This window comes from Streptomyces sp. LBL, from assembly GCF_029893585.1.
Classification (GTDB): Bacteria; Actinomycetota; Actinomycetes; order Streptomycetales; family Streptomycetaceae; genus Streptomyces.
Genome location: NZ_JARXYX010000009.1, coordinates 150,729 through 173,898, shown reverse-complemented (window position 1 = coordinate 173,898; position 23,170 = coordinate 150,729). Strand labels below are relative to the sequence as shown.

The following is a 23,170-nucleotide window of genomic DNA, read 5'->3' as shown; positions in this document are numbered from 1 at the left end:
ATGTGTCAACTCTACGCGTGTAGCCCGGAGTTGCCGCGCTAGCGTCGCCGACGCCTGCCCTCCCCTACGCAGCCCCTTTCCCCCAGGAGAGTGCGCCATCAACGCGTCCAGCCCTCCCGCTGCCGTCGAACTGCGCGGCATCACCAAGCGATTCCCCGGCGTCGTCGCCAACCGTGACATCGACATCACCGTCCGCACAGGAACCGTCCACGCCCTGTGCGGTGAGAACGGTGCCGGCAAGTCCACCCTGATGAAGATCCTCTACGGCATGCAGCAGCCGGACGAGGGCACCGTCACCGTGAACGGCGAGCGGGTCACCTTCCACAACCCCGCCGACGCCATCGCGCGCGGCATCGGCATGGTGCACCAGCACTTCATGCTCGCCGACAACCTCACCGTCCTGGAGAACGTCGTCCTGGGCGCGGAGAAGCTGCACGGCATCGGCGCCAAGGCACGTACGAAGGTCAAGGAGCTCTCCGACGCGTACGGGCTGAACGTCCGGCCCGACGTCCTCCTGGAGGAGCTCGGCGTCGCCGACCGCCAGCGCGTGGAGATCCTCAAGGTCCTCTACCGCGGCGCCCGGACCCTCATCCTGGACGAGCCCACCGCCGTCCTGGTGCCGCAGGAGGTCGAGGCCCTCTTCGACAACCTGCGCGAGCTGAAGGCCGAGGGGCTCACCGTCATCTTCATCTCCCACAAACTGGGCGAGGTGTTGTCCGTCGCCGACGAGATCACCGTCATCCGGCGCGGCACCACGGTCGGCACGGTGGAGCCGAGGGACACCACCACCAGGCAGCTCGCCGAGCTGATGGTCGGCAGCGAACTGCCCACGCCTCAGACCGAGGAGTCCACCGTCACGGACGTCCCGATGCTCAAGGTGGCCGGGCTGCACCTGAGCCAGACGGACCTCGACGGCGTCGAGCGGACCATCCTCGACGACATCACCCTCACCATCCATCGGGGAGAGGTCCTCGGTATCGCCGGTGTGGAGGGCAACGGCCAGTCCGAACTGGTCGAGGCGATCATGGGCATCCGCCACCCCGACGCCGGCGTCATCACGCTGGGCGACAGGGACATCTCCCGCACCCCCACCCGCCACCGCCGCGAAGCGGGCGTCGGCTACATCCCCGAGGACCGTCACCGGCACGGCCTGCTCCTCGAAGCGCCGCTGTGGGAGAACCGCATCCTGGGCCACGTCAGCGAGCGGCCCAACTCGCGCGGCGGACTGCTCGACCTCAAGGCGGCCCGCGCCGACACCGAGCGCATCGTCAGCGCGTACGACGTCCGCACGCCCGGCATCGAGGTGACCGCCGCCTCCCTGTCCGGCGGCAACCAGCAGAAGCTGATCGTCGGCCGCGAGATGAGCCACGCGCCCAAGCTGCTGATCGCCGCCCACCCCACGCGCGGCGTGGACGTCGGCGCGCAGGCCGCGATCTGGGACCACATCCGCGAGGCCCGCCGCGAGGGCCTGGCCGTGCTGCTGATCTCGGCCGACCTGGACGAACTCATCGGGCTCTCCGACACCCTGCGGGTGATGTACCGCGGCCGTCTGGTCGCCGACGCGGACCCCGCCACGATCACCCCCGAGGAGCTGGGCTCCGCCATGACGGGTGCGGCCACCGGCCACCTGGAGCACACAGAGGACGACGACCGATGAACAAGCTCACCGCACGGATCGACAGGGAGCGGCTGCTCCTCGGGATCGCGGCACCGCTGCTGGCGCTCGTCGCCGCGATAGTCGTCACCACCCTGGTGATCCTCGCCACCGGCAAGAACCCGGGCGCCGCCTTCAGCGACATGCTGACCTACGGCTCCGCCAGCGACAGCCAGGTCTACATCCTCAACAAGGCGACGACGTACTACCTGGCGGGCGTCGCGGTGGCCATCGGCTTCCGCATGAACCTGTTCAACATCGGTGTCGACGGCCAGTACCGGCTCGCCGCGTTCGTGGCCGCCGTGCTCGGTGGCGCGCTGACCGTTCCCGGGTGGATCGCCGTCCCGCTGATCATCCTGTGCGCCATGGCGACCGGCGCGCTGTGGGCGGCCATCGCGGGCATCCTCAAGGTGACCCGCGGGGTCAGCGAGGTCATCTCGACGATCATGCTCAACTCGATCGCCACCGCCGTCATCGCCTACCTGCTGCAACCCGGAAAGCTCGCCCAGCTCGACGCGGCGGGAACCACCGTCTCCACCAAGCCGCTGCCCACGTCCTCGTACTTCTTCAACATCGACACCGGTGCCGCCGGCGAGCTGTGGGGCTTCATCATCATCGCCGCGCTCGTCGGCGTCGCCTACTGGTTCGTGCTCGGCCGCACCCGGTTCGGCTTCGACCTGCGCACCGTCGGCCAGTCCGAGAGCGCCGCCGCCGCGAGCGGTGTCTCCGTCAAGAAGATGATCGCCACCAGCATGATCATCTCGGGTGCGGTGGCCGGCCTCATCGGCATGCCGACCCTCCTCAACGACAGCCACCAGTTCAGCAACGACTTCCCGGCGGGTATCGGCTTCACCGGCATCGCCATCGCGCTGCTCGGCCGCAACAGTCCGATCGGCATCGCGCTCGGCGCCCTCCTCTGGGGCTTCCTGGAACGCACCACCAACCACCTGGAGTTCCAGGGCTACGACAAGGAGATCCTCGGCGTCATCCAGGGCGTCATCGTCCTGTGCGTCGTGATCGCCTACGAGGTCGTACGCCGCTACGGTCTCAAGCGCCAGCAGCAGCGGGTCGGTGCCGAACTCGCCGCCCAGGCCGCCGCCCCGACCCAGAAGCAGGAGGTGGCGTGATGACTGCCACGATGACCGACACACCGCCCCCCGCGGCGCCCAAGGTGGACACCGGGCGTCCGGCCTCGGGCCGCTCCCTCGGCCGGCTCCTCATGATCGTCGCGGGCGCGCTGATCCTGGTGGCCGCGGTCCGCGTCATCACCGGCGCCGACCAGCTCACCTCCGACGGACAGATCGGCGCCGCGCTGGGCCTGGCCGTGCCCATCGGCCTGGCGGGCCTGGCCGGGCTGTGGTCCGAGCGGGCCGGCGTGGTCAACATCGGCCTCGAGGGCATGATGATCCTCGGCACCTTCGGGGCCGGCTGGATCGGCTGGCAGTCCAGCCCCTGGCTCGGCCTGCTGTGCGGCGTCGGCTTCGGCGTCCTCGGCGGTCTGGTGCACGCCGTCGCGACCGTCACGTTCGGCGTCGACCACATCGTCTCCGGTGTCGCGGTCAACCTGCTCGCGCTCGGCGCCACCCAGTACCTCGCCAAGCTCGTCTTCTCGAAGGGCGACGCGGCGGGCGCGGGCGGCAACCCCAAGCAGTCCCCGCCCGCGGACTCGCTGCCCACCATCGACGTGCCCGGACTCTCCGACGCCCTCCAGTCGGTCGAGAAGCACCACTGGTTCCTGCTCTCCGACCTCGCGGGCATCCTCGGTGGCCTGGTCACCAACCTGTCCGTCGTGACGATCCTGGCCGCCGCCCTGTTCGTCGGGAGCTGGTGGCTGTTGTGGCGCACCCCGTTCGGTCTGCGGCTGCGCTCCTGCGGCGAGAACCCGATCGCCGCGGAGTCGCTGGGCGTCAACGTCTACAAGTACAAGTACCTGGCCGTGGTCGTCTCCGGCGGCCTCGCCGGCCTCGGCGGCGCCTTCCTCGCGCTGGTCACCTCGCACATCTACCAGGAGGGCCAGACCGGCGGACGCGGCTACATCGGCCTCGCCGCGATGATCTTCGGCAACTGGCGGCCCGGCGGCCTGGCGATGGGCGCCGGCCTGTTCGGCTTCTCCGACGCGCTGCAACTGCGCAACGGCGGCGAGACCGTGCACGCGCTGCTGCTCCTGCTGGTCGTCCTGCTCGCCGTCCTCGCCGCCTGGAAGCTGTACCGGAAGGCACATTGGCAGGGCGCGATCAGCCTCTTCGTCGCCGCGCTCGTCCTGGTCTGGTACCTCTTCACGGACGAGGTGCCGAGCGACTTCGTGGGCGCCACCCCGTACGTCGTCACACTGCTGGTGCTGTCGCTGTCGGCGCAGCGGCTGCGGATGCCCAAGGCGGACGGCATGCGGTACCGGAAGGGACAGGGTAAATGACCGACGTCGACTGGCAGCGGCTGCGTGCGGTGGCCCGGGACGCGATGTCCCGGGCGTACGCCCCGTACTCCCGTTATCCGGTCGGTGTGGCCGCCCTCGTCGACGACGGGCGGACCGTGTCGGGCTGCAACGTCGAGAACGCCTCCTACGGCCTCAGCCTCTGCGCCGAGTGCGGACTGGTCTCGGAGCTGCAGAACACCGGCGGCGGCCGGCTGACCCACTTCACGTGCGTCGACCGGCACGGCGAGATCCTCGTCCCGTGCGGCCGCTGCCGCCAGCTGCTGTACGAGTTCGGCGGACCCGACCTGCTGCTGGAGACCCCGGCGGGGGTCCTGCCCCTGTCCCGGATGCTGCCGCAGGCCTTCGGGCCGGGCCATCTCGACAGGTGACTTTCGTGCGGCCCCTCCGCGTCGCCGCTCAGGGGCCGCGTACTTTTTTGAACGTCCGGAAGGAAAGCCATGGCGCTGTTGTCGATGGATGCCGTCTCCGTCATCCGCACCAAGCGGGACCGGGGTGAGCTCAGCGACGAGCAGATCGACTGGGTCATCGACGCGTACACCCGCGGGGAGGTCGCCGACGAACAGATGTCCGCGCTCGCCATGGCGATCCTGCTCAACGGCATGAACCGCCGGGAGATCGCCCGCTGGACGGCCGCGATGATCGCCTCCGGCGAACGCATGGACTTCTCGTCCCTGTCCCGCCCGACGGCCGACAAGCACTCCACCGGCGGCGTCGGCGACAAGATCACCCTCCCGCTGGCCCCGCTGGTCGCCGCCTGCGGCGCGGCGGTCCCGCAGCTCTCGGGCCGCGGCCTCGGCCACACCGGCGGCACCCTGGACAAACTGGAGTCGATCCCGGGCTGGCGGGCGCTGCTCTCGAACGAGGAGATGCTGTCCGTACTCGACGGGACGGGCGCGGTGATCTGCGCGGCGGGCGACGGCCTGGCCCCGGCGGACAAGAAGCTGTACGCGCTCCGGGACGTCACCGGCACGGTCGAGGCGATCCCCCTGATCGCCTCCTCGATCATGTCGAAGAAGATCGCGGAGGGCACGGGCTCGCTGGTCCTGGACGTGAAGGTCGGCACCGGCGCCTTCATGAAGACCCTGGACGACGCCCGCGAACTGGCCGCCACGATGGTCGGCCTCGGCACCGACCACGGCGTGAGGACGGTCGCGCTCCTGACGGACATGTCCACGCCCCTGGGCCTGACGGCGGGCAACGCCCTGGAGGTCCGCGAGTCGCTGGAGGTCCTGGCCGGCGGCGGCCCCGCGGACGTGCTGGAACTGACGCTGGCCCTGGCCCGCGAGATGCTCGACGCGGCGGGCATCCGGGACGTCGACCCGGCCAAGGCCCTGGCCGACGGCTCCGCGATGGACGTCTGGCGCCGCATGATCACGGCCCAGGGCGGCGACCCGGACGCGCCGTTGCCGACGTCGAACGAACAGCACGTGATCAAGGCGGACGCCTCGGGCGTCCTGACCCGCCTCGACGCCTACGGCGTCGGCGTCGCCGCCTGGCGTCTGGGCGCGGGGCGTGCTCGCAAGGAGGACGCGGTGCAGGCGGGCGCGGGTGTGGAGATGCACGCCAAGCCGGGCGACACGGTGACCGAGGGCCAGCCCCTGCTGACCCTGCACACGGACACGCCGGAGCGCTTCGAGTACGCGCTGCAGGCGGTGGAGGGTTCGTACGATGTCGGGGTGACGGGGGCCGGGTTCTCGGCGTCGCCGGTGGTGCTGGAACGTATCTCCTGACCTGCGGTTTCCCCATTCGGGTGAACGGGATCGGTGGACCGCTGCCGGTCCCGTTCGGCATGCTGGAATCGGTGACGACCGATTGGAGACCGCCGTGAGCGCACTCACCGTCAGCCACGACCCTGAGCAGAGCTGGGACGACCTCGTCCGGTTCTGGGAGGAGATGGAGTGGCCTGAGGGTAGCAAGGTGGAGATCATCGAGGGGATCATCACCGTGTCACCTGCTCCCGCGCCCCGCCACAACGTGATCGCGGAACGCATTCAGCGCCGCCTGTACTCGGTGATCCCCGAAGACTGGGGGGTCTACCAGACCCAGGCCATCGCCGTTCCGTCGCGGCTGGGCATGTTCATCCCGGACATCCTCGTTGCTCCAGTCCACGCGTGCGCCGAGGCGGACACCTATCTGCCGGCCGCCCTCGCAGAATTGGTCGTGGAGGTCACCTCCAGGAAGAACGCACGCCACGACCGCGTGAGCAAGCCGGCCGCATATGCCTCCGCAGGCATCCCGCTCTACCTTCTTGTTGACCGCTGGGCGCCAGAAGGTCCTACCGCGACTCTGTTCGGAGAACCGCGGGGAGATGTCTACCGCCCGCTGGTCATCGCCAAGTTCGGCGAGCCCCTTGCTCTTCCCGCGCCCTTCGACCTCGTCATCGACACCAGCGAGTTCCCGGAGAACTGACTCACCCGAGCAGCGCCGCCACCACCACCAGCACCGGCACCGACAACACCGTCGACACCAGGATCGAGTCCCGGGCCAGCCGCTCGCCCACCCCGTAGCTCGACGCGTACGTGTACAGGTTCTGTGCGGCGGGCAGCGCCGACGTGACCACCACGTCGAGGAGTTGGGCCCCGTGCAGGTCGAAGACCCCCGCCGCCAGCGCCCAGGCCGCCACCGGCTGGCCCACCGTCTTCAGCAGGACCGAGAGCAGCACGAGCGGCCGGTCCGGCCCCCGGCCCGGCATCGTGCTGCCGCACAGGGAGATGCCGAAGGCGAGCAGGACCGCCGGGACGGACATGTTGCCGATCAGGGTCACGGGGTCCATGACGGGCGCGGGGACGCGCAGGCCGGACGCCGAGACGGCGACTCCGGCGAGGGAGCCCAGCGCGATCGGATTGCGCAGCGGGGTGAGCAGGCGCCGCCACAGCGGACCCTCCTCGCCGTCCCGGCCCGACATGTCCAGGATCGTCAGCGCGACCGGCGTGAGCAGGAGCAGCTGGAACAGCAGGACCGGCGCCACCAGCGAGGCGTCGCCCAGGACGTACACCGCGATCGGGATGCCGAGGTTGCCCGAGTTGACGTAACCGGAGCACAGCGCGCCGATCGTCGTACGGCCCACACCCCAGCCCCGTACGACCCCCACCGCGACGAAGATCCCCGCAGCCGCGGCCGTGCTCAGCGCGGTCACCAGCAGCCGGCTGGAGAAGATCACCGACAGGTCCGCACGGGCCAGCGTGGTGAACAGCAGGGCCGGTGACGCCACGTGGAAGGCCAGCTTGGTCAGTACCTCGCGGCCGTGGACGCCGAGGTGACCGGCCCGGCCGATGACGTATCCGACGCCGATCACGACCGCGATGACCGCGAAACCCGTCAGCACTCCCTGCACGGCACCTCCTCAGGGGGGAGAAGGCCGTGCGGTATCCGGGGCGGTGCCGATCGTTGGGGCATACAGCTAACCCTCCGGGGAAGGAGGGCCGCAGGTCAATGTGATCTTGCTGGGTGGGCAACCGGCCGCCCACGCCACCGGGCCGCGGGCCGCGATGAGTTACGTCCGCCCGCCCGGTCTACCGATCGTGGACGCCATGACACCCGCCGTACTCGTGCTGACCGGCCCCGTCACTCAAGACGAGGTGACCGGGCTGTGCGACGACGTGCGGATGCTGCTGGAGAGTACCGGCGCCGGGTGTGTGGTGTGTGATGTCGCGGGTCTGGGGCCGCCGGGGCTCGGGGCCGTCGACCTGCTGGCCCGGCTGGAGCTCGCCGCCAAGCGGGCCGGGGGCCGGATCCGGCTGCGTGACCCCCATCCCGGCCTACGCGCCCTCCTCGACCTGGTCGGTCTCCGCATCGAGGTGGAGGGGCAGCCCGAACAGCGGGAACCAGCGCTGCGTGTCGAGGAAGCAGTGGAACCCGGTGATCCGGCCCTCTGAGATCTCGAGGACCTGGACCGCCCAGGGAGCGAAGCCGCCCTTCTCCGGGTCCGGCTTGTACTGGGCGAACCCGGGCAGTCCGTTGACCTGGACCGGCGTCAGACGCGAACCCGCGCAGGGGGCGCCGAGTGTCGTCATGAAGTCGGTGATGTCCCGGTGGCCGGTCAGCCACAGGTCGAACGGCGGCATCGTCATGACGGCGTCCTCGTGCAGCAGAGCCGTCAGCGCCGCCATGTCGTAGCCCTCGAACGCCGCCACATAGCGCTCCAGGAGCTTTTGCTGCTCCTCGTCCAGCGGGTCGGACACGGCGGCGTCGGCGCCGTGCTGCTCCCGCTCGGCGAGCGTCGCACGGGCCCGTTGCAGCGCGCTGTTGACCGACGCGACCGAGGTGTCGAGCAACTCGGCGACCTCGCTCGCCCGCCAGGCCAGCACCTCGCGCAGGATCAGCACCGCGCGCTGCTTGGGCGGCAGCTGCTGCAGGGCGGCCATGAACGCGAGCCGCACGGACTCCTTGGCGACGGCCGCCTCTGCCGGGTCCTCGACGGTCGGGAGTATGCGGGCGTCGGGCATCGGTTCCAGCCAGGTGTGGTCCGGGCGGGGGGACAGGGCGGCCTGGGCGAGCGGGGTGGCCTCCGTGAGGTCCATGGGCCGGGCGCGCTTGTTGCCGGCGGTCAGCATGTCCAGGCAGACGTTCGTCGCGATGCGGTAGAGCCAGGAGCGGAGGCTGGCGCGGCCCTCGAACTTCGCGTAGCTGCGCCAGGCCCGGACCATGGTGTCCTGGACCGCGTCCTCGGCCTCGAAGGAGGAGCCCAGCATGCGGTAGCAGTAGCCGGTCAGCTCTTTCCGGTGCTGTTCCAGTGTGACGTCGAGGTCTGTCGTCGTCGCCGTGCCGTCGGTCATTGTCGCCCACTCACCCCTGTGGCCGTTCCGTGCGCACCGTTGCGCCCCAGTACTCCGGAAGCTATCGCACGCCACTGACAATGGCCTGGGGAGTGGGAAATGGCCAGGCCGGAGGGGGTGCGGGCCGCGTGACTCCAGGGGCGCGACCCGGTCAGTGCGCCGCCACCGGCCCCCGCCGCGCAGCGACCCGCGCCGCCCGCGACCCGACCACCGTGATCGTCACGACGCCCAGCACCGCCAGCAGACCCACGCCCACCGTCCCGGCCCAGCCCTCCGCGTGGAAGGCCATCGCTCCCACCGTGCTCCCCGTGCTCGACCCGATGTAGTACGCCGACTGGTACAGCGCCGACGCCTGCGCCCGCCCCTTCGTCGCCGTCTTGCTGACCGCAGACGAGGCGACCGCGTGCCCTGCGAAGAAGCCCGCGGTGATCAGGACCAGGCCCAGCAGGACCAGCGGCAGCGAATCCGCCAGGGAAAGCAGCAGACCCGCTGCCGTCGTACCGCCACCCGCGTACAGCGCCCCCCGGCGGCCCAGTCGGCCCACCAGCCGGCTGGCCGTCGACGCCGACACCGTGCCCACCAGGTAGACGAGGAAGACCGAGCCGACGATGCCCTGGGGGAGGCCGAAAGGGGCCTCGGCCAGGCGGTAGCCGATGACCGTGTAGACGCCGCCGAACACCGTCATGAACAGCGCGCCGATCGCGTACAGCCGACGCAGCAGCGGGTTGGCGAGGTGGTCGCGGATCGTGCCGGCCAGGACCCGGGGCCGCAGTGAGCCCGCCACGAAGTGCTTCGGTGCCGGCAGCAGCGCCCGGAAGGCCACCGCGCACGCCACCGCGATCACGCCGATCACCGCGACCGCGACCCGCCAGCCCCACTCCTGCGCGACCCAGCCGGTGATGACCCGGCCGCTCATCCCGCCGACACTGTTGCCCGCGACGAACAGGCCGATCGCGGTGACCAGCGCCTTGGGGGTGACCTCCTCCGCGAGGTAGGCCGTCGCCGAGGCCGGAAGCCCGGCCAGCGCCGCACCCTGGACCGCGCGCAGCACGACCAGCGCGGTCAGCGACGGCGCGAAGGGCACGAGCAGCCCGACGGTCACCGCGACGGCCAGCGAGGCCGTCATGATCGTACGGCGTCCGAAGCGTTCCGAGAGGGCGCTCATCGGAAGGACGAACAGCGCCAGTCCGCCGGTCGCGGCCGCCACCGTCCAGCTCGCCTCGCTCGCCGCCACCCCGAACTCGCCGGAGATCAGCGGCAGCAGGGCCTGGGTGGAATACAGCAGCGCGAAGGTCGCCACGCCCGCGAGGAAGAGGGCGAAGCTCATCCGGCGGTAGCCGGGGCCGCCCGGGGTCACACGGGAGTCGACGACAGGGGGGACAGAGGATGCGGCGACCACGACGGTGGGCGCCCCGGTACTGGCGGGAGACATGCCTCGAAGCTACGTACGTCCCTGGTCATCCGTCCAATGCATGGAATCGCCATAATCGTTCCCATGATGCATCAGCAGAGGTCACAGGCTCGTCTGTCACCGTCCAGTGACACAGAAGACAGGGCGGACATGTCGAGGCTGCTCGCCCCGCGCCTCGCCTACTTCGCCGGCGTCGCCCGTACCGAGCACGTCACCCGGGCCGCCCAGGAGATGCAGGTCCCCCAGTCGACCCTGTCCCGCGCGATGGTCCGCCTCGAACAGGACCTGGGCGTCGACCTGTTCGCCCGCCGCGGCCGCACGCTCTCGCTCACCCCGGCCGGCCGCACCTTCCTCGCCTCCGTCGAACGCGCCCTCGCCGAGATCGAGCGCGCCGCCGACGAGGTCCGCGCCGACGCCGACCCGGCCACCGGCAAGGTCGCCTTCGGCTTCCTGCACACCATGGGCGCCGAGACCGTACCGGGCCTCATCCACGCCTTCCGCGCCGACCACCCACGCGTCCGCTTCAGCCTCGTCCAGAACTACGGCGAGGCGATGCTGGAAAAGCTCCGGGCCGGCGAACTGGATCTCTGCCTGACCTCCCCGGTCCCGGACGCCCCCGACCTGGTGGCCCGCCGCCTCGACGAACAGAAACTCCGCCTCGTCGTCCCCGCCGACCATCGCCTCGCCACCCGCAGGCGGGTCCGGCTGGTGGAGGCCGCCGACGAGGTCTTCGTGACCCTCGAACCCGGCTACGGGCTGCGCCGGATCACCGACGACCTCTGCCAGGAGGCGGGTTTCAGGCCCCGGGTGGCCTTCGAGGGCGAGGAGGCGGAAACCCTGAGGGGCCTCGTCGCGGCGGGTCTGGGGGTGGCGCTCCTGCCCCCGCCGGCCTTCCCCCGCCCCGGAGTGGTGGAGCTCACGGTCACGGCCCCCCGAGCGGCCCGGGAAATCGGCGTGGCCTGGCTCGACGGCCATCCGGACACCCCACCGGTGGCCGCCTTCAAGAAGTTCCTGCTCTCCCGCCGCGACAACCTCCTCCCCACCTGAGGGGCAGCCGCCGCAGGGCGCGAGGCGGTGTCGACGGGTGGCTCTGCGGTGTGGCCGCGAACGGCGCCCGCAAGCTCAGCCGACCCAGGGGCCGAGGCGGTGTCGACGGGTGGCTCTGCGGTGTGGCCGCGAACGGCGCCCGCAAGCTCAGCCGACCCAGGGGCGCGAGGCTGTGTCGACGGGTGGTTCTGCGGTGTGGCCGCGAACGGCGCCCGCAAGCTCAGCCGACCCAGGGGCCGAGGCTGTGTCGACGGGTGGTTCTGCGGTGTGGCCGCGACCAGCCCCCACAAACCCGCGCGCCGCCACCGGGCCGCAGGATCAACGGTGAAGGGACCGCCCGAAGCCGGAGGCGAGAGGCATCCGCAGGCCCAGCGGAGGCGGAGCCGCCAGCGCGTCCTCCACCGGCCGGGACAACGGCCTCCCGAACAACGCCCCCATCACGAAGTCCTCGGCCAGCGCGTGCACTTCGTCCCGGTACTGATGCAACCCGTGTCCGTCGGAGTGCACTTCGAACCGGCACACTTCCCGGTTCGCCTTCTTCGCCCGCGCCGCCAGCCGGAACGACAGCTCCGGATCCGTACGTTCGTCGTTCGTGCCGTGCACGATCAACACCCGCCGCCCGGCGAGCTGTTTCACCGGTTCGGAGGGAGCCGCCACGTCCTCCTCAGGCAGCCAGGGTGCCAGTGCGACCACGGAGTTGACGGCTTCGTGTCCGCCCGCGTGCAGTGCCGCCCGTGCGCCCATGTCGAAGCCGGTGAGGCACACGGGGACGTCGCCGTACCGTCGTAGGGCCTCTTCGGTCGCCCAGGTCGCGTCGTGGGCCAGATGTGCCGCGCTGCCGTTCCAGCCGCGGTAGCGGTAGTGGACGACGTGGGTCGCGAGGCCCGCGCCGAGGCCCGCGCGGGTGATCCGGCGGCCCAGCGCCCGTAAGGACGCGGACGCCATCAGGGGGGAGGGTCTGCGATGGGAGACCTCGTCGCCGGCGGGGAGCAGCAGCACCACTCCACTCACCGCCGTCGGCTCCGGACCGAGCGCCCGCCCCAGCCGGGCCGTGCGCACCGGCGTCGCTTGCTGTGCCATGACAGAACAGTGTCAGAAGCATCGGTGTACGGCACTGGTCCGGGCGGTCACCGTTACGTATCGACAGGCGGTCACCTTGACGTATCTACGAGGGGGGGCGCCGCCAGGTATCGACGGGCGGTCACCGTTACGTATCGACGGATTCGTACCCCCGGCGATCTACGCGCGTAGGAGTTAGAGTGCGGACATGACGAGCCAGATTGACCGGATGGGGAACACCCCGAGCGCGGACCAGATCCGCCGGGCGCCCAAGGTTCTGCTGCACGACCATCTCGACGGTGGGCTGCGTCCCGGCACCGTGGTCGACCTCGCGCGGGAGACCGTCCCCCACGGCCATGGAGGCGCCGGAGGCGCCCCCGCCGTCCAACTCCCCGAGACCGACCCGGACAAGCTCGGCGTCTGGTTCCGGGAGGCCGCCGACTCCGGTTCCCTGGAACGGTACTTGGAGACCTTCTCGCACACCGTCGGTGTGATGCAGACCCGGGACGCGCTGGTCCGGGTCGCCGCCGAGTGTGCCGAGGACCTGGCCGCGGACGGGGTCGTCTACGCCGAGGTGCGTTATGCGCCGGAGCAGCACCTGAACGGAGGACTCAGCCTCGAGGAGGTCGTCGAAGCCGTCAACGAGGGCTTCCGGGAAGGGGAGCGGCTCGCCCGCGCGAACGGCAGGCGGATCCGGGTCGGTGCCCTGCTCACCGCCATGCGCCACGCGGCCCGTTCCCTGGAGATCGCCGAACTCGCCAACCGTTACCGGGACCTGGGGGTCGTCGGCTTCGACATCGCGGGCGCGGAGGCCGGTTACCCGCCCACCCGGCACCTCGACGCCTTCGAGTACCTCAAGCGGGAGAACAACCACTTCACCATCCACGCCGGCGAGGCCTTCGGTCTGCCGTCCATCTGGCAGGCCCTGCAGTGGTGCGGCGCCGACCGGCTCGGGCATGGCGTGCGCATCATCGACGACATCCAGGTCCACGAGGACGGCACGGTCAAGCTCGGGCGGCTCGCCTCCTATGTCCGGGACAAGCGGATCCCGCTGGAGCTGTGCCCCAGTTCCAACCTCCAGACCGGGGCGGCGGCCTCGTACGCCGAGCATCCGATCGGACTGCTGCGCCGGCTGCACTTCCGGGCCACGGTGAACACCGACAACCGCTTGATGTCCGGTACCAGCATGAGCCGGGAATTCGAGCATCTTGTCGAGGCCTTCGGTTACACGCTCGACGACATGCAGTGGTTCTCCGTCAATGCGATGAAATCAGCGTTCATTCCTTTCGATGAAAGACTGGCGATGATCAATGACGTCATCAAGCCCGGATATGCCGAGCTGAAATCCGAATGGCTGTTCCAGCAGACCGCCTCCACCAGCGGTTCCACGCCCGAAGAGGGCTGACTTCCAGGAGTGCGGGGATACGGAACGAGGGCGGGCTTTCACCATCCGTCCGTGTTTCGATGTTTGCGGCGGAGCGCTCGACATGTTTACGGTCGTGGACCGCTCACATCCCTGTAACACCATTTCGAGGACGCATTTCATGAAGCAGTCTGCTGCCAAGACCCTCGGTGTCGCCGCTCTCGGTGTCGCCTTCGCCGCCACCGCTGCGGGCGCCGCGAACGCCGCTCCGGCCGTTCCGGACGCCACGCAGGCGCTGGGCGCCGTCACCAAGGCGCTGCCGCCCCAGAACGTCGCCAAGGCGCTGCCGGACGCCGGTGAGGCGCTGGGTCAGGCGCGGCCCGCGCTCGCCGCCGTGCAGCCGGTCGCCGGGAAGGCCCCCGTCGACGGTCCGGCCGGCGCGGTCACCGGCCTGCTCGGCGGTCTGCCCGCCGGCAAGGGCCTGCCCACGCAGGGCCTGCCGGTGAGCGGCCTTCCGCTCGGCTGACCCGCACCGCCTGCGAACGCGCCGGTGGGGCGCACCCTTGGACACGGGGTGCGCCCCACCGGCGTACGTGCTGACACGGTCACCAGGCCGTGCGCGCGGCCTTCTCCTCGGACGGGAACAGGATCCACAACGCGATGTAGAGCAGGAACTGCGGGCCCGGCAGCAGGCAGGAGAGTACGAAGATGACGCGCATCGTCGTCGCGGAGGTGCCGAAGCGCCGTGCCAGCGCGGCACACACTCCGCCGATCATGCGGTCGTTGGTGGGGCGGGCGAGGCGGGACATTGCGGCTCCTTCGTGAGCGTCTGCCAGAGGCGTTCCGAGTGACCGCCTCGTCTGACATCAAAGCTACGCGGACGAAGGGGATGAAGCGTCGCTCTATGGGGCGATCCCGACCCTGGGAATCGTCGGGGTCCGACCCTGAGAAGGATCCTCCTGGCGGACGGAGCCGTGCTCGGCGCGCTCGTTCCTGCGGCGGATCCAGGCGCGGGCCGCCGGCACCAGGAGCGCGTGGGTCAGCGCCACGCCCACCGTGTTCAGGAGCAGCGAGTCGATGTCGACGCGCTGCCCGGGAGCCCCGGTCTGCAGCAGCTCGATGCCCAGCGAGATCAGGGCGCCTGCGGCGGTCGTACGGACGAGGGACGCGAGCGGGAAGACCGCGCTCCTGCCGTGCACCAGCGGGAGCAGCACCCCCAGCGGGGCGAGCAGCCCGAGCCCTCCGGCGACCCGCCGGGCGGCCTCCGGCCAGCCCAGCGCCAGATCGGACCGGATGCCGGCCCCTGGATGCAGATTGGGTGGCATCACCCAGGGCACGTCCAGCGGGCGCAGCGTGTACCAGGCGACGAACGCGAGATGTGCGACAAGGAGGACACCCCCTGCCACACGGACGCTGATCGCGGCGCTGCCGCCGATGGAGCCTTGACGCTGCACGTCCCCCTAGACGCGGCCTCCGGCACGATCGGTTCCGGGTTACCCGGAGGTACATGCATGAGGCCTCCGCCACATGGGTACCTCAGCCGCCCGCCAGCCGCCAGCCGCCAGCCGCCAGCCGCCAGCCGCCAGCCGCCCGCCGCCCGCCAGCCGTCAGCCATCGACCGAGCCGTCAGCCGTCAGCCGCCCGTCACCTCGGTCGACGGCGGCTCCGTGCTGCCCGGCCGGGTGCGGACCTCGTCCGTGCACGCGTAACGGCGCGGTGGCCGGCGGTCCGGGCCGCCGAGGACGACCGAGCCGTCGCCCTCCGCCGCCGCCGAGTCGGAGAACGTGCACACGAGCTGGGCGAGGGCGTAGGAGGTGAGGTCGCCGGGCGGGCTGCTCAGCCTGAGGGCGTCCGCAGGGTCCTTGGGACGCGGTCCGCCCACCGTCATGCCGCCGCGCACGCCCGTGGTGTAGCCGGCCTCCTTCTCCGCGGACGACGGCGTCGCCGCGAGCTCGTCCAGCAGCCCCTGGGCCACCAGCACCCGCCGCGCGGAGTCCGCCGTACCGTCCGGGACCCGCACGGTCCGGTCGACGGCCACCAGGGACGAGCCGCACAGCAGGAACACCTGCACCGGCAGCCCGCGCGAGGCCTGGGTGGAGACGTCCGGTTCGGACAGCGAACACCGCACCCGGGACGGCGCGGGCCCGAAGTCGGTCGGCACCTCCGTGGCCCGGATCCCGCATCCGGCGAGCAGCAGGGCCAGCGCGGGCAGCGCCAGCGCTCGGCGTACGTTCATCAGGCGCCCCCCTCGGCCTTCTCGCCCTCGTCGGTCTCCTCCATGAGCGGCGACGAGTCCCGGGGCAGCCACAGCGTGAACACCGCGCCACCCTCGGGGGAGTTGGCGGCGGTGATCCCGCCGCCGTGGATGTGGGCGTTCTCCAGCGCGATGGACAGACCGAGGCCGCTGCCCTCGGAACGCGGCCGGGAGGCACTGGCCTTGTAGAACCGGTCGAAGACGTGCGGCAGAACGTCCTCGGGGATGCCGGGCCCGTGGTCCCGCACCTCGATGACGACCTTCGCGCCGTCCTCGACCTTCGTGCCGTCCTCGTCCGTCTCCCGCACCGCGACCCGCACCGGCGAACCGCCGTGCTTGAGCGCGTTGCCGACCAGGTTCGCCAGGATCACGTCCAGGCGGCGCGGGTCGAGCTGGGCGTGGATGCCGCGCTCGGCGTCCAGTTCCACCGCGTCCAGCCAGGCCCGCGCGTCGATGCACGCGGTGATCTGGTCGGCGACGTCGACGTCGTCCAGAACCAGCCGGGCGGTGCCCGCGTCGAAGCGGGTGACCTCCATGAGGTTCTCGACGAGGTCGTTCAGCCGCCGCGTCTGGCTCACCACGAGCCGTACGGCGGGCTCGATCATCGGGTCGATGGACCCGGACTCCGCCTCCAGCTCCTCCTCCAGCACCTCCGTCACGGCGGTGATCGCGGTCAGCGGCGTCCGCAGTTCATGGCTCATGTCGGCCACGAACCGCCGGGACGCGTCGTCGCGGGCGGCCATGTCGGCCACCCGTTTCTCCAGCGCCTCGGCCGCGTTGTTGAACGTCCGGGACAGATCGGCGAGTTCGTCCGTCCCCGTCACCCTGAGACGGGTGTCCAGCCGTCCCTCGCCGAGCCGGCGCGCGGCGACTCCGAGCCGCTGCATGGGCTTCAGTACGGTCGAGGCGGCGGCCTGCGCGAGCAGCGCGGAGCCGATCAGCGCGAGCCCCGTGGCGATACCCAGCGACCAGGCCAGCGAGTTGAGGTCCTTCGCCTCCGGCTCCAGCGACTTGAGTATGTAGCCGGTGGGCCCGCCGCCGATCGCCTTCGTACCCGCCACGAGATACGGCGTGCCGTGGACCACCACCCGCTGCCAATACAGGTGGTACGCGTACTTGTTGGCGGAGTTGACCGGCTGCTGCCTGTTCACCGCCTCGCGCAGCGACTCGGGCACGTCCCGCACGGTGAAGCCGTCCAGGGCACCGGAGTTGCCGTACACCGTTGTGCCGCTCGTGTCCTTGGCGACCAGCAGCACACTGAAGCTCTGGCTGCTGTTGGCCATCTGGCCCGCGGTGCGCTGCAGTTCGTCCTGCGAGGGGTTTTCGGGCAGCGCTCCCGCCCGGTTCTGCATCTCCTGCTCGAAGCCCCGCAGCACCGCGTCCTGGGTACGGGTGAGCACGGCCTCGCGGTTGAGCCAGTACGCGATCCCGGACACGGACACCGCGGCGGTCAGCGCCACCAGCGCGAACACGACGACCAGCCGCAGCCGCAGACTGGTGAACCGCAGCCTCGACCACACTGTCCTGCGATCCGCGGCCCAGCCCCGGATCCCCCCGTGCGCTCGGGTCACTGAGGAGAGTCCAGCCGGTAGCCGACCCCGCGGACCGTACGGATCAGCGTCGGGGACGACGGAACGTCCTCGACCTTGGCGCGCAGCCGCTGCACACAGGCGTCCACCAGCCGTGAGTCGCCCAGGTAGTCGTGCTCCCACACCAGCCGCAGCAACTGCTGCCGCGACAGCGCCTGGCCCGGCCGCCGGCTCAGCTCCAGCAGCAGCCTCAGCTCGGTCGGGGTGAGCTGGAGGTCCTCGCCGTTCTTCGTCACGGTCATGGCCGCACGGTCGATGACCAGCGAACCGAACGACGCCGCGTCGTTCGCCTCCCGCTCCCCGCGCCGCAGCACGGCCCGGATCCGGGCGTCCAGCACCCGTCCCTGCACCGGCTTGACCACATAGTCGTCGGCGCCGGACTCCAGGCCGACGACCACGTCGATGTCGTCGCTGCGCGCGGTCAGCAGGATGATCGGCAGCTGGTCCGTGCGCCGGATACGCCGGCACACCTCGAACCCGTCGATGCCGGGCAGCATCACGTCCAGCACGATCAGATCCGGCCGCTGCTCACGCAGCAGGTTCAGGCCCTCCTCGCCGGTGGCAGCGGTGGCAACCCGATGTCCCTGGCGTGTCAGAGACAGCTCCAGGGCGGTACGGATGGCGTCGTCGTCCTCGATCAGCAACAGGGAAGGCACGGGCTCATTCTGGCCCATGGCGGGGTGGGGCTGCGACACCAGTAGGGATACCGGCCGCCACCTCTCCGTCGGCTGTACGTCCGTGGGCTCGTGGTGCTCCTGTCCACGGGGAGTCACGCCACCCCCGGGAGTGCCCTCCGAGGGGGCCTGTGACAGGTCTGTGACAGTCGGCGGACACGGTCATGAAGTGGCCCCGGCAAGCTTCTCGGCACAGGCAAGGAAGCACGACGCAAGACCGGAACACCGGGAAGTCCACGGCGGGAGGCGCGAGATGAACACGCTGTACGGCAACAGCACCAGCGCGGTGATCACGCGTCTGCACGACGTGAACGGGGGCCGGGGTTCCGAGAAGGCCGGCGCCGCGAGCGGCCGGGGGACCGCTCGTGGCACCGGGCGTCAGCACACCGCGTACATGTCGGTGGTCGACGCTCACACGGGGGAAACACACGGGGGAACCGCGTACGGGGAGGGCTCGGGGGAGCGTCGCTCGCTGTCGGAGGTGGAGTTCACCGCCTACGTCCAGGAGCGCCGCGCCTCCCTGTACGCAACCGCCTACCACCTGACCGGCGACCGCTTCGAGGCCGAGGACCTGCTGCAGAGCGCGCTGTTCTCGACGTACCGGGCGTGGGAACGGATCAGTGACAAGGCGGCGGTCGGCGGATACCTCCGCCGCACCATGACCAATCTGCACATCAGCGCGTGGCGCCGCCGCAAGCTGAACGAGTACCCGACCGAGGAACTGCCGGAGACGCCCGGCGACACGGACGCGATGCGCGGCACCGAACTGCGCGCCGTCCTGTGGCAGGCGCTCGCCCGCCTCCCCGAAGTCCAGCGCACCATGCTGGTCCTGCGCTACTACGAGGGCCGCACGGACCCGGAGATCGCGGAGATCCTCGACATCAGTGTCGGCACGGTGAAGTCCAGCATCTGGCGGTCGCTCCGCCGGCTGCGCGAGGACGAGGTCCTCAGCTTCGGCCGTGACGAGCAGAACGCCTTCGGGGAGCTTGTCGCCTGAGGGTTCGGGGAGCAGTGAATACGGGGGAGCAGTAACAGGGGGAGCAACGGGGTCACGGGGGACCGAGGGGGGAAACACGGGGGAGCACGGGGGAGCACGGGGGAACAGGGAGCGGGACTGGAGGGCCGGGGGGTCCGTCCAGTCCCGCTTCTCCTGTTGCCGGGTGCGTTCGGGCGCGCTTGCACGGACGTGAGCTCGGACGTGCTTGCCCGGGCGTCCGAACTCCGCGGTCAGGGCGTCGGTGCCGTTGCCGGGCTGCGGCCCACCGCCGCCCGGGCGAGACGGCTCAGGGCCTCGTCCCGGTCGCAGCGGTGGGTGCCCAGGGCGACCTGGCGGGCGATGATCGAACGCTCCCGGCGCATCAGCCGCCAGCCGCGGCGCAGCAGGAACGGCACCGACTTGCGGCCCTCCCTGAGGTCCCGCAGGAAGCGCCGGCGGAAGGTCTTCACCGGTCCGCGGCTCAGGCACAACGCGTCGGCCAGGACGCCCAGTTCACGGCAGCGGGGCACGATCTCGGCGGCGAAGATGCCCTCCGCGATGAACAGCGGGGTCCGCCCCACGTCGACCGACTCCTCGCCGGTACGGGCGCTCAGCGCGATGTCGTAGACCGGGACCTTCGTACGACCCGTGCGGCACAGGTCCAGGATCGCGGCGGTCGCGGTGTCCGCGTCCCACGAGTCCGGGTGGTCCCAGTCGATGTCGGAACTCCCCGCCACCAGGGGCAGCGTCGGGTCGTCGCCCTCTTTGTAGAAGTCGTCGAGGCGCAGTACGTGAAGCCCGGAGCGGGCGGCGACGAGGGACTTGCCCGAGCCCGAGGGGCCGCAGAGCAGCACGACACGGGCGGACGGAGGCGGAAGAGTGCTCACGGGACACCAGTTTGACGCATCCCGTACGCCCTGCCGACCCCGCAGGTCGGCTTTGAAGCGTGCGTCACACCTCAACTACCCTTCGTGTCAACCTGATTACCCTGTGCTGGAGAAGGTGGCAGAAGCGATGGCCCGACACATGTCCTCCCAGAACCCGACCGCCCGGCGCGCCTTGACGGTCCTCGCGACCGCCGGCGTGGCCCTGGGAGCAGGTGGGGCGACGGCCGCCGCGGACAGCGAGCCGGCCGCCGGCGCGAGGCGCTCCGGCTCCGCATCGCTCAGCCGCGTCGACCCGCAGGCCGCTCTCCAGGTCCCCGCCGGCACGGTCGGCTACGCCACCGGACCGGTGGCCGACCTCAAGCCCAACCCGCTCGCCGGCACCGGCGTCGACCCCCTCGACAACGGCGTCGGCACCCAGCTGGGCGACTTCAAGCCGCTCACCTCGCAGGCGCTGACCCGGCCGGTCGCGCAGGCGCGGTCGATCGGGAGCGTGCCTGCGGTGGGGGCCGCGACGAAGCTGCTGGGCGGCTGAGCGCCGTCCGCGCGAAGGGGGCCGCGGCGCCGCGGCCCCCTTCGCTGTCCGGTCGCGGCTCAGGCCGTTCGGCCGAGATGGGTGACCAGGATGTGGATCACTTCGTCGTCGATGACGTAGAGCGGTGGGGCGCGGCCCCCGCACTCCGCGATGTCGGCCCTGTCAGTACGCCGAACCCGACGCGCCCAGCGAACCCGTCGGGTGCCACACCGTCTTCGTCTCCAGGAACGCCGTCAGGCGGTCGATGCCGGGAGTTGCCGACCAGTCGTCCACAGGGTGTGGACGCAGGACGCGCTTGAGGTTGTCGGCCGCCGCGATCTCCAGTTCCTTGGCCAGGATCTCGTCGGCGCCCGCCAGGTCGATCGCGTTGACGTCCTGGTGTGCGGCCAGCGGGGTGGCGATCTCGGCCGTACGGCCCGACAGGAGGTTGACGACACCGCCGGGCACGTCGGAGGTGGCCAGCACCTCGCCCAGGGACAGGGCCGGGAGCGGGGACCTCTCGCTCGCGATCACGATCGCGGTGTTACCGGTGGCGATCACCGGGGCGAGGACCGAGACCAGGCCCAGGAACGACGACTTCTGCGGGGCCAGGACCGCGACCACGCCCGTCGGTTCGGGGGAGGACAGGTTGAAGAAGGGGCCCGCGACCGGGTTGCCGCCGCCGATCACCTGGGCGATCTTGTCGGTCCAGCCCGCGTACCAGACCCAGCGGTCGATGGTCGCCTCCACCTGGTCGGCGGCCCTGGCCTTCGACAGGCCCTCGGCGTCGGCGACCTCGTGCACGAACTGCGCCCTGCGGCCCTCCAGCATCTCCGCGACGCGGTAGAGGACCTGGCCCCGGTTGTACGCGGTCGCGCCGGACCAGGCGCCGAACGCCTTACGGGCCGCCACCACGGCGTCCCGGGCGTCCTTGCGGGAGGAGAGGGGCGCGTTCGCCAGCCACTTGCCCTTTGCGTCGGTCACCTCGTACACCCGGCCGCTCTCGGAACGCGGGAACTTCCCGCCGACGTACAGCTTGTAGGTCTTGAAGACGCTCAGACGCTCGTTGGTGCGGTCAGACATCGAGGTACGCCTCCAGGCCGTGGCGGCCGCCCTCGCGGCCGAAGCCCGACTCCTTGTACCCGCCGAACGGCGAGGTCGGGTCGAACTTGTTGAACGTGTTGGACCAGATCACGCCCGCGCGGAGCTTGTTCGCCACCGCGAGGATGCGGGAGCCCTTCTCCGTCCAGATGCCCGCCGAGAGGCCGTACGGAGTGTTGTTGGCCTTGGCGACGGCCTCGTCCGGGGTACGGAAGGTGAGGACGGACAGCACCGGGCCGAAGATCTCGTCGCGGGCGATGGTGTGCGCCTGGGTGACGTTCGTGAAGAGCGTCGGGGCGAACCAGTAGCCGGAGGACGGGAGTTCGCAGGCCGGGGACCAGCGCTCGGCACCCTCCGCCTCGCCCTGCTCGACGAGCGAGGTGATGCGGGTGAGCTGCTCCTGCGAGTTGATCGCGCCGATGTCCGTGTTCTTGTCGAGCGGGTCGCCGAGGCGGAGGGTCGACAGGCGGCGCTTGAGGGAGTCCAGCAGTTCGTCCTGGATCGACTCCTGGACCAGGAGACGGGAGCCCGCGCAGCAGACCTGGCCCTGGTTGAAGAAGATGCCGTTCACGATGCCCTCGACGGCCTGGTCGATGGGGGCGTCGTCGAAGACGATGTTGGCACCCTTGCCGCCGAGTTCGAGGGTGAGCTTCTTTCGGGTGCCGGCGACGGTCCTCGCGATCTCCTTGCCGACGGCCGTGGAGCCGGTGAAGGCGACCTTGTCGACGTCCGGGTGCGCGACGAGCGCGGCGCCCGCGTCGCCGTAACCCGGAAGGATGTTGACGACCCCCTTGGGGAGGCCCGCCTGGCGGCAGATGTCCGCGAAGAAGAGCGCGGAGAGCGGGGTCGTCTCGGCGGGCTTGAGGACGACCGTGTTGCCGGTCGCCAGGGCCGGGGCGATCTTCCACGCCAGCATCAGGAGGGGGAAGTTCCAGGGGATGACCTGGCCCGCGACGCCGAGGGGCCTGGGGTTCGCGCCGAAGCCGGCGTGGGTGAGCTTGTCGGCCCAGCCCGCGTAGTAGAAGAAGTGCGCGGCGACCAGGGGCAGGTCGGTGTCGCGGGTCTCCTTGATGGGCTTGCCGTTGTCCAGGGTCTCCAGGACGGCCAGTTCGCGGCTGCGCTCCTGGATGATCCTGGCGATGCGGAAGAGGTACTTCGCGCGCTCGGAGCCCGGGAGGACCGACCACTTCTCGAAGGCCCTGCGGGCCGCTCCGACCGCTCGGTCGACGTCCTCGGCGCCCGCCTGGGCGACCTCGGAGAGGACCTCCTCGGTGGACGGCGAGACCGTCTTGAAGACCTTGCCGTCGGCCGCCTCCGTGAACTCGCCGTCGATGAACAGGCCGTAGGAGGGCGCGATGTCGACGACCGCGCGGGACTCGGGGGCCGGGGCGTACGCGAACGCGGGCGACCGGCCGGTGATGTTTTCCGTGGTCAT

General features: G+C 70.8%; 24 protein-coding genes. 12 read left to right on the top strand and 12 right to left on the bottom strand.

Annotated features, from left to right (window positions below):
* The first annotated feature begins 97 nt into the window (after positions 1-97).
* The 6 genes from M2271_RS13565 to M2271_RS13540 all read left to right on the top strand — a co-directional run bounded on the left by M2271_RS13565 (position 98) and on the right by M2271_RS13540 (position 6,497).
* Positions 98-1,657 (top strand): ABC transporter ATP-binding protein, encoded by a 1,560-nt coding sequence (locus tag M2271_RS13565; RefSeq protein ID WP_280887502.1) that lies wholly within the window; start codon positions 98-100, stop codon positions 1,655-1,657.
* Entirely contained in the window at positions 1,654-2,781 is a 1,128-nt protein-coding gene (locus M2271_RS13560) for an ABC transporter permease (protein ID WP_280887420.1), read from the top strand. The genes M2271_RS13565 and M2271_RS13560 overlap by 4 nt, the downstream gene beginning before the upstream one ends.
* Positions 2,781-4,067: an ABC transporter permease gene (locus M2271_RS13555; protein WP_280887419.1), complete on the top strand. Its 1,287-nt coding sequence runs from the start codon at positions 2,781-2,783 to the stop codon at positions 4,065-4,067. Before M2271_RS13560 ends, M2271_RS13555 begins: the two co-directional genes overlap by 1 nt.
* Positions 4,064-4,456, top strand: a complete 393-nt coding sequence (locus M2271_RS13550) for a cytidine deaminase (RefSeq protein WP_280887418.1) — start codon at positions 4,064-4,066, stop codon at positions 4,454-4,456. Before M2271_RS13555 ends, M2271_RS13550 begins: the two co-directional genes overlap by 4 nt.
* A gap of 78 nt (positions 4,457-4,534) precedes the next feature.
* Entirely contained in the window at positions 4,535-5,818 is a 1,284-nt protein-coding gene (locus tag M2271_RS13545; RefSeq protein WP_280887501.1) for a thymidine phosphorylase, read from the top strand.
* 94 nt (positions 5,819-5,912) lie between these two features.
* Entirely contained in the window at positions 5,913-6,497 is a 585-nt protein-coding gene (locus tag M2271_RS13540; protein ID WP_280887417.1) for a Uma2 family endonuclease, read from the top strand.
* A 1-nt stretch (position 6,498) separates the two neighbouring features.
* Here M2271_RS13540 and M2271_RS13535 read toward each other — a convergent pair whose 3' ends face one another.
* On the bottom strand, positions 6,499-7,422 hold the full coding sequence (locus M2271_RS13535; protein ID WP_280887416.1) for an AEC family transporter: 924 nt from the start codon (positions 7,420-7,422) through the stop codon (positions 6,499-6,501).
* Positions 7,423-7,576: 154 nt separating this feature from the next.
* Here M2271_RS13535 and M2271_RS13530 point away from each other — a divergent pair, with 154 nt between their 5' ends.
* Positions 7,577-7,963, top strand: coding sequence for an STAS domain-containing protein (locus tag M2271_RS13530; RefSeq protein ID WP_280887500.1), 387 nt, complete (start codon positions 7,577-7,579; stop codon positions 7,961-7,963).
* Here the strand turns inward: M2271_RS13530 and M2271_RS13525 are convergent.
* Both M2271_RS13525 and M2271_RS13520 read right to left on the bottom strand, forming a co-directional pair.
* Entirely contained in the window at positions 7,847-8,863 is a 1,017-nt protein-coding gene (locus tag M2271_RS13525) for a sigma-70 family RNA polymerase sigma factor (RefSeq protein WP_280887415.1), read from the bottom strand. The genes M2271_RS13530 and M2271_RS13525 overlap by 117 nt on opposite strands.
* A gap of 151 nt (positions 8,864-9,014) precedes the next feature.
* Positions 9,015-10,295, bottom strand: a complete 1,281-nt coding sequence (locus tag M2271_RS13520; RefSeq protein ID WP_280887414.1) for an MFS transporter — start codon at positions 10,293-10,295, stop codon at positions 9,015-9,017.
* A gap of 63 nt (positions 10,296-10,358) precedes the next feature.
* Here M2271_RS13520 and M2271_RS13515 point away from each other — a divergent pair, with 63 nt between their 5' ends.
* Positions 10,359-11,321: a LysR family transcriptional regulator gene (locus tag M2271_RS13515; protein WP_280887413.1), complete on the top strand. Its 963-nt coding sequence runs from the start codon at positions 10,359-10,361 to the stop codon at positions 11,319-11,321.
* 318 nt (positions 11,322-11,639) lie between these two features.
* On the opposite strand, the gene M2271_RS13510 is transcribed toward M2271_RS13515, so the two are convergent.
* A complete protein-coding gene (locus M2271_RS13510; RefSeq protein ID WP_280887412.1) occupies positions 11,640-12,401 on the bottom strand; it encodes a prolyl oligopeptidase family serine peptidase in 762 nt (253 codons plus the stop codon).
* Positions 12,402-12,588: 187 nt separating this feature from the next.
* On the opposite strand from M2271_RS13510, the gene M2271_RS13505 reads away from it, so the two are divergent.
* Together M2271_RS13505 and M2271_RS13500 are read left to right on the top strand one after the other, a co-directional pair.
* Positions 12,589-13,785 carry an adenosine deaminase gene (locus M2271_RS13505; protein ID WP_280887411.1) on the top strand — a complete coding sequence of 399 codons (1,197 nt, stop codon included), beginning with the start codon at positions 12,589-12,591 and terminating at the stop codon, positions 13,783-13,785.
* A gap of 139 nt (positions 13,786-13,924) precedes the next feature.
* Positions 13,925-14,269, top strand: a complete 345-nt coding sequence (locus M2271_RS13500; protein WP_280887410.1) for an ATP-binding protein — start codon at positions 13,925-13,927, stop codon at positions 14,267-14,269.
* Between the two features lie 79 nt (positions 14,270-14,348).
* On the opposite strand, the gene M2271_RS13495 is transcribed toward M2271_RS13500, so the two are convergent.
* The 5 genes from M2271_RS13495 to afsQ1 form a co-directional block, all read right to left on the bottom strand.
* The gene (locus M2271_RS13495; RefSeq protein WP_280887409.1) at positions 14,349-14,552 is read right to left on the bottom strand and encodes a PspC domain-containing protein; all 204 of its coding nucleotides are present in this window, start codon (positions 14,550-14,552) and stop codon (positions 14,349-14,351) included.
* A 93-nt stretch (positions 14,553-14,645) separates the two neighbouring features.
* Complete coding sequence (locus M2271_RS13490; protein WP_280887408.1) at positions 14,646-15,197, bottom strand: VanZ family protein; 552 nt, start codon at positions 15,195-15,197, stop codon at positions 14,646-14,648.
* Between the two features lie 179 nt (positions 15,198-15,376).
* Complete coding sequence (locus tag M2271_RS13485; RefSeq protein ID WP_280887407.1) at positions 15,377-15,979, bottom strand: hypothetical protein; 603 nt, start codon at positions 15,977-15,979, stop codon at positions 15,377-15,379.
* Entirely contained in the window at positions 15,979-17,568 is a 1,590-nt protein-coding gene (locus tag M2271_RS13480; protein WP_280887406.1) for a HAMP domain-containing sensor histidine kinase, read from the bottom strand. Before M2271_RS13480 ends, M2271_RS13485 begins: the two co-directional genes overlap by 1 nt.
* Positions 17,565-18,242 carry a two-component system response regulator AfsQ1 gene (gene afsQ1 / locus M2271_RS13475; RefSeq protein WP_280887405.1) on the bottom strand — a complete coding sequence of 226 codons (678 nt, stop codon included), beginning with the start codon at positions 18,240-18,242 and terminating at the stop codon, positions 17,565-17,567. Before afsQ1 ends, M2271_RS13480 begins: the two co-directional genes overlap by 4 nt.
* Positions 18,243-18,513: 271 nt before the next feature.
* On the opposite strand from afsQ1, the gene M2271_RS13470 reads away from it, so the two are divergent.
* Positions 18,514-19,257, top strand: a complete 744-nt coding sequence (locus M2271_RS13470; protein WP_280887404.1) for a SigE family RNA polymerase sigma factor — start codon at positions 18,514-18,516, stop codon at positions 19,255-19,257.
* Positions 19,258-19,487: 230 nt separating this feature from the next.
* Here the strand turns inward: M2271_RS13470 and M2271_RS13465 are convergent, their stop codons facing one another.
* Positions 19,488-20,123 (bottom strand): uridine kinase, encoded by a 636-nt coding sequence (locus tag M2271_RS13465; protein ID WP_280887403.1) that lies wholly within the window; start codon positions 20,121-20,123, stop codon positions 19,488-19,490.
* A 127-nt stretch (positions 20,124-20,250) separates the two neighbouring features.
* Here M2271_RS13465 and M2271_RS13460 point away from each other — a divergent pair, with 127 nt between their 5' ends.
* Entirely contained in the window at positions 20,251-20,655 is a 405-nt protein-coding gene (locus tag M2271_RS13460) for a hypothetical protein (RefSeq protein WP_280887402.1), read from the top strand.
* A 162-nt stretch (positions 20,656-20,817) separates the two neighbouring features.
* Here the strand turns inward: M2271_RS13460 and M2271_RS13455 are convergent, their stop codons facing one another.
* Together M2271_RS13455 and M2271_RS13450 are read right to left on the bottom strand one after the other, a co-directional pair.
* Positions 20,818-21,717 carry an aldehyde dehydrogenase family protein gene (locus tag M2271_RS13455; protein WP_280887401.1) on the bottom strand — a complete coding sequence of 300 codons (900 nt, stop codon included), beginning with the start codon at positions 21,715-21,717 and terminating at the stop codon, positions 20,818-20,820.
* Positions 21,710-23,170 (bottom strand): aldehyde dehydrogenase family protein, encoded by a 1,461-nt coding sequence (locus M2271_RS13450; protein WP_280887400.1) that lies wholly within the window; start codon positions 23,168-23,170, stop codon positions 21,710-21,712. Before M2271_RS13450 ends, M2271_RS13455 begins: the two co-directional genes overlap by 8 nt.